Raw genomic sequence first — 11,873 nt, 5'->3', positions numbered from 1 at the left:
ACGAGTTCGCCTTCGAAGCCACGGGCGGACCAGCAGAGTTGGCGAGCAGGACGGCGGAGTGGTTCGAGGCGGTCCTCGCGCGCCCTCTGGTCCGCCCGGCGGCGGGGAAGACCACGGTGTCCTGGATGCGGTGGTCGGCGAGGTACGGCAGGGCCTCGGTGTCGAGCCGGGACTGCCAGGCGGGTTCGGTGTGCCCGGTACGGCGGCCCAGCAGCGGGTGGTCGAGCCGGCCGAGCCTGACCCGGGCGACGGAGTCGGGTTCCGTCCAGTGGCGGTCGCGCCGCCAGGGGTAGCGCGGCAGCGGGACCGTCTCACCCGTGGGGTGGAGTACGTCCCACGCGATCGGGACGCCGAGGTTGTGCAGGGTGGCGAGAGACAGGGCGAAACGCTCGTCCTCGTCCTCCCCGCGGCGCACCGAGGGCACGGAGACGGCCGTCCTGCCCCCGGCCTCCAGGCATTCGCGGATCGCGTGCCCGAGCACCGGGTGCGGGCCGACCTCCAGGAAGAGCCGGTAGCCGTCGTCGGCGAGCCGGTCCACGGCGGCGCGGAAACGCACCCGGTCGCGGACGTTCCTCCACCAGTACCCCGCGTCCAGCTCCACGCCCTCGGCGACACCGTCCAGACCCGTGAGGTAGAGGGGGACGCGTGCCGGACGGGGCGCGATGTCCGCCAGGGAAGCCAGCAGTTCGTCCTTGATCCGGTCCATCGCGGCGCTGTGGTAAGGGACTTCGACCGTCAGGAACTTGACGAAGATCTCTTCGGCCCGGAGCGACCTGGCCAGTTCGGTGAGCGCCGCCTCCTCCCCGGCCAGGGTGACCGAGGCCGGGCTGTTGACGGCCGCCACCGAGATCCGCGACCCGAAGGGCCCGAGCCGGTCCTCCGCCTCGGCCTCGGGCAGACCGACGGCGAGCATGGTGCCCGCCCCGGCCAGGGTGTGCTGGAGGCGGCTGCGGTGGACGGCGACGGCGACCGCGTCCTGAAGGGAGTAGACGCCCGCCTCGTAGAAGGCCGCGATCTCCCCGGTGCTGTGCCCCACGACCGCGTCCGGACGCACGCCGTACGAACGCCACAGGGCCGCCAGCCCGATCTGCACCGCGAAGTTGGCCGGCTGCGCGAGCCACGTCTGCGCCATCCGGGACCGGTCCTCGTCGGCGGTCATCTCGTCGAGGAGGGACCAGCCCGCGATTCTCCTGATCTCCCGGTCGCACGCGGCGACCGTGTCCCGGAACACGGGCTCGCCGGCCAGCAGCCCGCGTCCCATGCCCCACCACTGCGGGCCCATGCCGGTGAACACCTGGACCAGGCGGCGGTCCCGAGGATCGAGCTGCTTCGACTGGACCACCCGGGGGTGTGCCTCACCCCGGAGGTACGCGGCCAGGGCCTCGTCCAGGGACTCGCGGGAGGAGTGGACGACCGAGAGCCGGGACTCCAGATGCTGACGGCGGTGCGCGAGGGTGTGGCCGAGGTCGGCGAGGGAGACGGCCGGACCGTGGTCGCCCGCGAGTTCGCCGCGGACCCCCTCTGCCAGTTGCCGGAGTGCGTCGGGGTGGCGCGAGGTCAGGGGGAGGATGGTCCAGCCGCGCTCCGGCGCGGCGGCCACCGGGTGGCCGGGTGCGCGCTCCGGCGCCTCCTCCAGGACCAGGTGCGCGTTGGTGCCTCCGAAGCCGAAGGAGTTCACGCCGGCCCGGGCCGGTCCCTCGTGCGCCGGCCACGCGGTGACCCGGTCGGGGATTTCGTACGGCGAGGAGTCCCGGTCGATGGCGGGGTTGACGCGTTCCAGATTGATGTGCGGGGGAATGGTGCGGTGCTTGAGCGAGAGGGCCGTCTTGATCAGTCCGGCGACCCCGGCGGCCGACTCGGTGTGCCCGATGTTCGCCTTCACGGAACCGACGTAGCAAGGAGCGCCCGGGGCACGCCCGATGGCGAGGGCGCGGGAGAGCGCGTTCGCCTCGATCGGGTCGCCGACCGGCGTGGAGGTGCCGTGCGCCTCCATGTACTGCAGGTCGCCCGGGGTGATGCCGGCCTCGGCGCAGACCTGCCGCACGAGGGAGACCTGGGCTTCTCCGTTGGGGACGGTTATGCCATTGGTCCGGCCGTCCTGGTTGACCCCACTGCCCAGGATCACCGCGTGGATCGGATCGCCGTCCCGTACGGCGTCCTCCAGCCGCTTCAGCGCGACCAGGCCGACACCCTCGGCGCGTACGTACCCGTCGGCCGAGGCGTCGAACGTGCGGGAGCGGCCCTCGGGCGACAGGAACCCGCCCTTCGTCTCCGCGACGGTGTACTGCGGTGCCATGTGCAGCAGCACCCCGCCCGCGAGCGCCAGATCGGTCTCCCGGCGCTTCAGGCTCTGGCAGGCCAGATGGACGGCGACCAGGGACGAACTGCACGCGGTGTCGACGGAGAGGCTGGGGCCCCGGAAGTCGAAGGAGTGCGAGATCCGGTTGGACACCATCGTCATCATCGTGCCGGTCGCGGTGTGGGCCGCGAGCGTCTCGAAGCTCAGGTCCGCGAACTGCAGGATCTTGTAGTCGAGCGTGAACGCGCCCACGTAGACCGCCGTGTTGCCGCCCGCCAGGTCCGCCGGCCGCTGCCCGCCGTCCTCCAAGGCCTCCCAGGCCACCTCCAGGAGCTTGCGCTGCTGGGGGTCCATGTGGTCGGCCTCGCGAGGGCTGATGCCGAAGAAGGCGGGTTCGAACTCGTCGAAGCCGTCGATGTATCCGCCGCGGCCGCCCACCAGCCGCCCGGGCTTGTCCCGGTGACCGCTGCGGTGCGTGGTGACGTCGTAGCGGTCCGGCGGCGTGGGGGTGACGCAGTCCTTGCCGTCCAACAGGTTCTGCCAGAAAGCACGGTGGTCCGAAGCTCCGCCGGGCAAGCGGCAGCCGATGCCGATGATGGCGATTCTGCCCGTGGAGACGTCGTTGGTCGCGTCAGCCAAGTTCGCACACTCCTCATCAAGTGGTCGCGCAGCCACAGGCGGCGCCCAGGTCAGCGGTGCGGGGCCAGGAGGCCCTTTCAGGCGATGGGGTCCCCGGGCCGCTTCGCGCGGCGCCACGGACGGAAGAGACTGCCGAGGATCTCGCCGGTCCCGGGGAACGAGGTGGGATCGCTGAGACCGACCGCGGCCGGCTCACGGCCGGGCCGCCAGGTGAAGCTGCCGAAGAGGTGGTCCCAGCAGGACAGGTCGGAGCCGTAGTGGCCCGCCTCGGACAGGTCCGTGCTGTGGTGCAGGCGGTGCTGTTCCGGGCTCGCCAGGACGTGGTTGAGCCGGCCGATCCGCACGTCGATGTTGGCGTGGACGAAGTAGCCCTGCGCGGCGACGAAGAGCCCGGTGGCGAGTACGGACTCCTGGGAGAACCCGGCCAGTGCCAGGGTCAACTGGACGAACCCCTGGGCGAGGACGATGTCGAGGACGTGGTTGACGCCGTTGTTGGCGACATTGACCTTCTGCGGGACGTGGTGGACCCCGTGCAGCCGCCACAGGACGGGGCTGGTGTGCCCCAGACGGTGGACCAGATAGCTGGCGAGGGAACCGCTCAGCAGAGCGGCCGGGATCTCCGCCCCCAGCGGGAGCGCCGGGTCGGTCGGCGCGATCATTCCCACCGCCGTCGTGACGGAGAACTGCGCCAGCGCGCTTCCCGCCATGGTCAGCAGGAAGTAGACGCCGTACCAACGCCATTCTGCTCCGTCGGGGTGCCAGTCGCGCCGGTGCGGAATCAGCCTTTCGAGGACGGTGAGATAGATCAGGATGCCGACGAGGAAAAGAGGACTCACTCGTTCGGGATTCCAGTCCAGCAGCAGTGCTGTCGTCGCCACCAGAAAGGTGGCGGTCAGAAGTACGGGATAGGCGAGGAAGCCGAGAAGGCGCCGCCCGGGCGGGAGGACGGAGGGCCGGGGTGGCGGGGTCGCCGCGGAGCGGGTGGAATCATCGATGGGCCATTCGTTTCCGTGCACCTGAAATCCTCCGTAGGAATACGGATCCAGCCTCGGGTCCTGCGCCATTGCAGGTCGGTGGGGCCGTCGAATGCATGCGGAAGTCTCAGGGGGCGTACGAGGAGGGTGCGCTGTCGTGTCTGGTGGCGCCCGTGCGAAGTCGGCGACATGGGCGGCGGGAAACGAATCCTGCCGAGCGGGCGACCGCCCGGTCGTCCCCCATTTTCGCCCTGTGCGAGCTCGGTTGATTCTTGTCCGCTTCCCGCGGATTCAATCCTCGACCGATGATGTGTTGAGATCGTCCCCCGGAGTGCCGTAGTCGGCCTCACGATTATTGAACAGCGGCTCGTGGTGATACGGAATAGGGACCGGACTTCTGTCGCCAATGTGAGTGACTTAGTCATTTTGGCGTTCTTGTTCAGTATTCGGAAAATCATCTTTGTGGGGAGATTCGGGGTCCGCGCAGGAGTGGGGAGCAGGGCTGGACCGGACCGGAGGTGAGGCCGCGCGCGGGGTGGCGGCCGGCCGGGCCCCGCCTTTTGGCCGTCACTCGTGCGAGCCGCCCGGAAGGCTCCCGGCGTGCGAGTGCACCAGACTCTGAGGCGCCGATGATCTTCAGTCCCCCGTCCGGGTGGATGGCCGCGGAAGGTAAGACGCCGAGAGCCCTCGGAAAGGGGCGGACGCATGGCCGGATCGAGGAAACGCCCCGGGGCACCCCGGCCCCGGCGGGACAGCCAAGCCGTGGACCGCATGCTGCGGACGGTCGTACGCCGCCGCAAGAAGTCCTTCAGCGCCGCGGACGTCACCGTCACCGATCCGCCGAAGGTGCGCCGGGCGGTCACGGCCGCCGCGCTCGGCAACACCATGGAGTGGTTCGACTTCGGCGTCTACGCCTATCTGGCCGGAACCCTGGGCAAGGTGTTCTTCCCGTCCAGTTCGCCCGGTGCCCAGGTGGTGTCGACCTTCGCCACCTTCGCCGCCGCGTTCCTGGTACGGCCCCTCGGCGGGCTCGTCTTCGGTCCCCTCGGGGACCGGGTGGGCCGGCAGAAGGTTCTCGCGCTGACCATGATCATGATGGCGGCGTCCACCTTCGCGGTCGGCTTCCTCCCCACCTACGCCGCGGTCGGCTTCGCGGCCCCCCTCCTGCTCCTGGTGTGCCGGCTCGTGCAGGGATTCTCCACGGGCGGGGAGTACGCCGGAGCGACCACCTACATCGCCGAATACGCCCCCGACAAACGCCGCGGGTTCCTCGGCAGCTGGCTGGACTTCGGCACCTTCGTCGGATATTCCCTCGGCTCCGGCCTGGTCACCGTGCTCACCGCCGTACTCGGCACCGACGGGCTCACCGACTGGGGCTGGCGCATCCCCTTCTACGTCGCCGGACCTCTGGGACTGATCGGTCTCTACATGCGCATGAAGCTGGAGGAAACCCCCGTCTTCCAGCGACAGGAGGAGGAGCAGGCCGAGGCCCTGTCCGAGGGCGACCCGGTGGAACAGGCCCGGCAGTCGGGCAAGGGCAGGCTCAAGGAGATCTTCACCGAGCACTGGGAGGCCGTGCTGATCTGCATGGGCCTGGTGCTCCTCTACAACGTCACCAACTACATGGTCACGTCCTACCTCCCGACCTACATGTCCGAGACTCTCGGCGAGCCCGAGACCACCTCGCAACTGCTCGTTCTCGGCACCATGCTGCTCGTCGTCCTGACCATCACCACGGTGGGCCGCAGCTCCGACCGGTGGGGCCGCCGACCGGTGTTCATGGCCGGGAGCGTGGCGCTGGTGGCGCTCTCCATTCCGGCGTTCCTGCTGATCCGGCAGGGCGGCATCCTGCTGCCGGCCTTCGGCTGCGCCATCCTCGGCCTGCTGCTCGTCTGCTTCGCCGGGACGTCCGCGTCCACCCTCCCGGCGCTCTTCCCCACCCGCATCCGGTACGGCGCGCTGTCGATCGCGTTCAACATCTCCGTCTCGCTCTTCGGCGGAACCACGCCCCTGTTCGCCGCGGGACTCGTGGAGGCCACCGGCAACGACATGGTGCCCGCCTATTACCTGATGGTCGCGGGCGTCATCGGGCTCGTGTCCACGCTGTTCCTCCACGAGACGGCGGGCCGCCCGCTGCGCGGCTCGGGACCCATGGTCGAGACGCGCCAGCAGGCACACCGGCTGGTCTCGGTCAGCCGCACCACCGCGGGCCGGCAGGCGCGCGACGTCTGGTTCCGGCTGCGCCACCGGCGACGGCGGGACTGACCAGGAGGGAACGACGATCCCGGCACGGAGGAGACGAGGCCTCCGGGGCAGGGCCGGACGGGTCGGGCGGGCGGGGGTCAGGCGCTGCGGACGAGCCGCAGGTAGCGGTCCCAGTCCCAGAGCGGACCCGGATCGGTGTGGTCCGTCCCCGGCACCTCGTAGTGGCCGACGATGTGCGTACGGTCCCTGGGTATGCCGTGCCGGTCGCAGATGTCGGCGGCGAGCAGCGCCGACCGTTCGTACATCGCCGAGGTGAAGTACTCCGGACGGTCCACCCAGCCTTCGTGCTCGATGCCGACGGAACGGAGGTTGTAGTCCCAGTTCCCCGCGTGCCAGGCGATGTCCCGCTCCGGTACGCACTGAGCGGTGTAGCCGTCCCCGGACCGTACGACGTAGTGGACCGACACCTTCGCCGCCGGGTTCCGGAAGATGCCGAGCGTCTGCGTGAAGCTCTGCTGAGTGATGTGGACGACCACCCGGTCGACGGACCGGGGCGAGGTGCCGGCGGGGACGGTGTAGTTGGCGGACGCGGCGCGCGCCCAGCGCGCGAGCGTGCTGTCCGTCCCCGCCGAGGGCGCGTCCACCCCGCGTACCGGTGCCGGCAGGAACAGGCCCGCCGCGGTGCCGGCCGCCGCCTGGATGATCCTTCTGCGGTGCATGGGTGTTCTCCAGGGGTGCGGGCGGATCACGGGGGCTGCCTGCGGACGGGGGGTACAGCCGGGCTCCCCACGGGGGTGCGGGTTCCCCACGAACGACGGCCTGAACGGCTCTCCGGTTCCGGCGCGCGTCGTGTTCCGCACGTGCCGGGCCTGCCCGGAAGCGTGTACGGCCGGACGGTTCCCGCTGCCGCAGGCGTTCCGGGTGCCCCGGTGGCGGACGGGCCGGTCCGGAGCTCCCGCACTACCCGGCGGGCTCCGGTACCCGGCGCACCGGCTGCCCGACGAGCAGCACCGCGAAGGCCCCGGCGGTCAGCAGCCCCCCGACGAGGAAGGCGCCCCGGACGCCGGCGAGCGAGAGGACCAGGGCACCGAGCGCGGCGCCCGCCGCGATGCCGGCGTTGTAGGTCCCGGAGTTCGCCGCGAGCGCGATGTCCGTGCGGCCCGGCGCGCAGTGCAGCATGGCGTTCTGCGTCGTCATGAAGACCGGACCGAGCGCGCCGCCCATCAGCAGCAGGAACACCACCACCGCGACCGGTTCTCCACCGGCCGCGTACAGGCCGGTCATGCCGATCGCCTGCGTCGCCACTGCCGTGCTCAGCGCGGCGTGCGGAAAGCGGTCCAGCAGCGCCCCGGTGACGCTCACCCCGGCCACACACGCGACACCGAACGCCACGAGCAGGACGTTCACCGCACCGGGGGAGAACCCTCCGACGTCGCCCAGGAAGGTGACGATGTAGGTGAATCCCGTGAAAGCCCCTGTGGCCGACAGGGCCCCGGCCGCCAGCACGATCCCGAACCGGCGCGCCTCGGGACTGGTCCCGTAGGCGGCGGGCTGTTCCTCCGGACGCGAGGTCGGCAGCAGGAGGGCGATCGTCACGAGGGAGACCAGCCCCAGACCGGCCAGTGCCGCGACGGGCACCTGCCAGTCGGTCCGCCTGCCCAGCCACGTCCCGGCCGGTACACCGAACACCAGGGCCAGTGAACCCGCGACGGACAGCGCTCCGACGACGCGCCCGCGAACCCCCGGCGGGAACAGGCCCACCGCCACCGGCCCCATCACGGCCCAGAACAACGCCTGACCGAGTGCGGTCAGCAGCCTGGCCACCAGGAGCACCCCGTACGAGGTCGACAGGGCCGCGACCACACTGGAAACGACCAGCGCGGCCAGCACCCCCGTGAGCACATGGCGCCGTGCCACCGACCGCACGACGTGGGCGAGCGGCAAAGACGCGGCCGCGACCGTCACGCCGTACCCGGTGACCAGGAGGCCGACCGCCGACACCGGCACCCGCAGGCTCTCGGAGACCAGCTCGAGAAGGCCGATCGGCAGGTTCTCGGCGGTGTTGAAGGTGAAGGTGGCCAGCATCAGGGCCGCGAGCACCGCCGACCGGCGCCACCGCACCGGTCGCGCCATGGTCCTACGGGTCCCTGCCGACTCCGCCCGTGACGTCCGTTCCGCGGCACTGTCCATGGGGCCACCTCACCGGGCCCCCCGGGAGCGGCGCAAACCCATTCGTCGGCCGTACGGCGAGTACGCCCCCTGACCGGCCGGCGTCCGGAGGGCGCCTTACGGCCAACTCTGGAACCTCTCCGGCCGATCGTGCGAGCGCCGACTCGAGTGCCTCTTGCCGGGGTCCGACGTCGGCTTCATTCTGGTCAGCGAGCCGGCGGCCAGTGTCTGGGGGGGACGTGTGACAACGGGTAACGGCAGGGCGCGGCATACGACATGGGTACGGGCGGCCTCGGCGTACGGCCTGCTGGGGCTCGGGCTGCTGGCGCTGATCGTTTCCACGCCATTCGTGCTGGCCGCCGTGGCCCCGCTGAGCGCGGACCGGGGGAAGCTCAGCGACATCGGCCAGACGTACGGGGCCATGTCCGTCGTCCTGTCAGCCATCGCCCTGGCCGGTGTGGCCCTCTCACTCCTTTACCAGGTCCGGCAGGCGCGCACGAGCAACGAGCAGGCGATCAGGGACAGTCATCTCCAGCTCGCGACACTCGCGCTGAGCGACCCGAATCTGCTTCAGGCATGGTCGCCCCCCGGTGCACCGGTGACCTTGAAGCGGCATCAGCAACATCTGATCGTCTCTCTCGCTCTCGGGGAGCTGTTGCAGCGCTTCCGCGTCGGCCACATGTCCGCCACGAAGCTCTCGGTGAAGCTCGAAGGGCACTTCAGCCGGAAGATCGCGCGGGAACAGTGGGAGCGCGAAGGGCCGGGGTGGCGCCGCACCATGGAGGCCGGTGATCGCCGTGACCGTGTGTTTGTCCGGCTGGTGGACGAGAGCTACCGGGCCGCCGTGGCTGCGGGGCCGGCGTCCGCTCTTCTGGAGTTCCAAGATTGGCCGGAATCCTCAGCGAACCGAGGCCGACGGATTACGCGGCCTGCACCTAATCGAACCCGGTAGCCGGTCCGGGCGGTGGAAGAAGCGGCCGACGACGCGGCCGGAAGGAAGGGCGGCCGGGGTCACCACAGTGCGTATGTCGACCACGCGTGGGTGCCGCGCCGTCATGCCGGCCTCGTGGTGATGGTGCAGAGGCGCTTGGTGGCCCGGGTCAGGGCCACGTACAGGTCCCTCTCCCCGCCGGGGCGGGCCGTGATGATCTCCTCGGGGTTCAGTACGACGACTCCGTCGAACTCGAGGCCACGCGCTTCGGACGCGGGCACGATGCGTGCGTGGTCGGCGACGCCGTGAGCCGTCAACTGGCTCACCCGGGTGTCCGCGCAGATCACCGCCAGGAGTTCGTCCGGCCGCTCGGTGCTCTGGGCGCGCAGTTCCTCCACGACAGCGGTGACCAACCCGTCTCCCTGCGCGGTCACGGTGCGTGGGCTCTCACCGCTGCGCAGTGACCGTGTGGGCCGCTGGTCCGGAGCGATCCGCGCCAGCAGGTCCCGGACGCTCTCCAGGATCTCCCGTGTGGTCCGGTAACTGACCGTCAGATCGTGCAGCCTGAACCGTGCCCCGACGTGCGGGCTCAGGGCTTCCTTCCAGTCGCGTGCCGTCGTGGCCGGGCCCGACTGGGCGAAGTCACCCACCAGCGTCATCGCCCTCGCCGGGCAGCGGCGGACGATCATCCGCCACTGCATGGCGGTCAGTTCCTGCGCCTCGTCGACGACGACGTGCCCGTACGTCCGCTCGGGCGGGCCGTCGACCAGGCTCGCCGCCTCGTCCAGCAACGGTACGTCCGCGTCGGTCCACGGCGCGTCCGGGGCCCGCAGGAGAAGGGACCGCTCCTGCGGGGTCAGGGTCGGCAGGTGCGCGGCCAGGGCGTCGGCATCCGTCAGCAGTGTTTTCACGAGGCTGCCGGGCACCAGCCTCGGCCACAACGCCTCGACCGCCCGGTCGGCACCCGCGTCGTCCAGGAGATCGGCCCTGAGGGCGTCCAGGTCCAGCTCATGGACCGGACCCGGGTCCCCGGCCCCCTCGGCACGGCGCTGGGCGACCCCCGTGAACCGGTCGAAGTTCAGGCCTGTCATCCGCTCGGCATCGGCGTCGATCTGCTCCAGCAGGTCGCCCATGTCCCGTCGCGTCGCGTCGGTGACGGCGTCGACCAGGAGTTCCTTGAACGCCTGGCGCGCGGGGTTGTGGCCGGACGAGGCCGCCAAGGCTGCGACGCGTGCGGTGGCGACCTCCTTCTCGGACAGGTGGACCAGGTCCTGCCCGATCCGGACGGTGAAGTCACCGGCCGGGGCCTGGAGGGTCAGCAGCAGGCCGGCCAGGGCGTCGGCGAGGTCCAGGCCGCCCTTGAGGCGCGCCGCGTCGTACGGGTCCACCGCGTCCGGGGAAATTCCGGCCAGTTCCTGACAGGTCGCCAGGTCGACGTCGTTCTCTCCGAGCGAGGGAAGGACCTGGGAGATGTAGTCGAGGAAACGGGCGTTGGGGCCCACCACGAGGACGCCTTCCTCCGCGGCGCGCGGGAACGCGTAGAGGACGTAGGCGGCCCGGTGCAGGGCGACCACCGTCTTGCCGGTGCCGGGCCCGCCCTGCACCACGGTGACCCCGCGGTGGGCGGAGCGGACGATTTCATCCTGTTCGGCCTGCAGTGTCGCGACGGCCGCGTGCATCCTGCCCGTACGCCGTGCCGACAGAGCCTCGGTCAACGGTCCGTCCCCCACGACGTCTTCGTCGGTCGGAGCGGACCCGTCGAGCAGTTCGTCGCTCACCGAGACGACTGTGCGCTCCTCAAGGCGCAGGTGCCGGCGCCGCCGCAGGTCCATCGGGTGGACCGGCGTCGCCTCGTAGAAGGGCCGTGCCGCGTTCGCGCGCCAGTCCACGAGCAGCGGCAGGTCGTCCCCCTCCGTGTGCAGTCCGATCCGCCCGATGCGCAGGGTCGTGTCGTCCGCCCGGTCGATCCGCCCGAAGACCAGCCCCTTCTCGGCGCCTTCCAGCCGGCCGATCTCCTTGGTCAGGCGGTCGGCGGCGACCTCTCTCTCGTACGCCTCGCCGGCGCCGTCCGCCGGGGCCTTCAGCACACTCGCCCGGCTCGCGCGCGCCTCGGAAATCCGCTCGGTGAGCAGTTCATACAACGAGGACACATAATCTTGCTCCGATTCAACCGCACGCACGGCAGAATCATTTGTGTTCGGCAACGAGGGACTCCTTCGATTCGAGCCGCACCATACGGTGAATTCTCCCTCAAGGTAAGTCTTGACTTACCTGTCGTACCTGTGTCCTCACGGTTGACCGCGCTTCGTGCCATGCATTCCGTCGATTCCCCGGAATGGCGGTGACGCTTTCCCGTGCACGGGAAAGCAAGTGAATCCACGAGAAAGGTTCGTGGTCGCGTCATGGGCCGGGAAGGGGCCTGTCGGCATTTCCTGTGCGGGGACCGGCGGCTGCCGTGATCCGGTTGTGCGGCGCAGCGGGTCGGGTGCGGTCCGTCCCCGCCACCGAGTGGCAGGTACGGATGCCGGACCCCCCGGTCGCGCGGCGCCGAGGACACACCGACGCCCCGTGCTCCACGGCCTCCCCCGTGAGGGCCCGGCCGCCCCGTCCGGGCCGGTACGGGGGCCAGCCCCACCAGGGAATCAGGGGGAATACC

General features: G+C 70.6%; 7 protein-coding genes. 2 read left to right on the top strand and 5 right to left on the bottom strand.

Going from position 1 to position 11,873, the window contains the following annotated elements; genetic code table 11:
• Both ACWD3D_RS25060 and ACWD3D_RS25055 read right to left on the bottom strand, forming a co-directional pair.
• A partial coding sequence (locus ACWD3D_RS25060) for a type I polyketide synthase (RefSeq protein WP_451463047.1) occupies positions 1-2,938 on the bottom strand: 2,938 nt, incomplete at its 3' end.
• 77 nt (positions 2,939-3,015) lie between these two features.
• On the bottom strand, positions 3,016-3,834 hold the full coding sequence (locus ACWD3D_RS25055; protein WP_451463049.1) for a sterol desaturase family protein: 819 nt from the start codon (positions 3,832-3,834) through the stop codon (positions 3,016-3,018).
• An 849-nt stretch (positions 3,835-4,683) separates the two neighbouring features.
• On the opposite strand from ACWD3D_RS25055, the gene proP reads away from it, so the two are divergent.
• Positions 4,684-6,177, top strand: coding sequence for a glycine betaine/L-proline transporter ProP (gene proP, locus ACWD3D_RS25050; RefSeq protein WP_451463048.1), 1,494 nt, complete (start codon positions 4,684-4,686; stop codon positions 6,175-6,177).
• A 77-nt stretch (positions 6,178-6,254) separates the two neighbouring features.
• Here proP and ACWD3D_RS25045 read toward each other — a convergent pair whose 3' ends face one another.
• Both ACWD3D_RS25045 and ACWD3D_RS25040 read right to left on the bottom strand, forming a co-directional pair.
• Positions 6,255-6,836 carry an N-acetylmuramoyl-L-alanine amidase gene (locus ACWD3D_RS25045; RefSeq protein ID WP_451463046.1) on the bottom strand — a complete coding sequence of 194 codons (582 nt, stop codon included), beginning with the start codon at positions 6,834-6,836 and terminating at the stop codon, positions 6,255-6,257.
• A 241-nt stretch (positions 6,837-7,077) separates the two neighbouring features.
• Positions 7,078-8,250: an MFS transporter gene (locus tag ACWD3D_RS25040; protein ID WP_451463045.1), complete on the bottom strand. Its 1,173-nt coding sequence runs from the start codon at positions 8,248-8,250 to the stop codon at positions 7,078-7,080.
• Between the two features lie 277 nt (positions 8,251-8,527).
• Between ACWD3D_RS25040 and ACWD3D_RS25035 the strand changes: the two genes are divergently transcribed.
• Positions 8,528-9,238 (top strand): DUF6082 family protein, encoded by a 711-nt coding sequence (locus ACWD3D_RS25035; RefSeq protein ID WP_451463044.1) that lies wholly within the window; start codon positions 8,528-8,530, stop codon positions 9,236-9,238.
• A gap of 101 nt (positions 9,239-9,339) precedes the next feature.
• On the opposite strand, the gene ACWD3D_RS25030 is transcribed toward ACWD3D_RS25035, so the two are convergent.
• Positions 9,340-11,367, bottom strand: coding sequence for a HelD family protein (locus ACWD3D_RS25030; RefSeq protein ID WP_451463043.1), 2,028 nt, complete (start codon positions 11,365-11,367; stop codon positions 9,340-9,342).
• Positions 11,368-11,873 lie beyond the last annotated feature (506 nt).

The sequence above is a fragment of the Streptomyces sp. NPDC002690 genome, from assembly GCF_053592415.1.
The sequence above is the reverse complement of the archived record's forward strand: the minus strand, read 5'-3'. Positions and strand labels throughout refer to the sequence as shown.

Bases quoted from the DNA above. Each gene is read 5' to 3' on its own strand.
- proP (WP_451463048.1), top strand. From the start codon at position 4,684: ATGCTGCGGACGGTCGTACGCCGCCGCAAGAAGTCCTTCAGCGCCGCG.
- ACWD3D_RS25045 (WP_451463046.1), bottom strand. From the start codon at position 6,836: ATGCACCGCAGAAGGATCATCCAGGCGGCGGCCGGCACCGCGGCGGGC.
- ACWD3D_RS25040 (WP_451463045.1), bottom strand. From the start codon at position 8,250: ATGGCGCGACCGGTGCGGTGGCGCCGGTCGGCGGTGCTCGCGGCCCTG.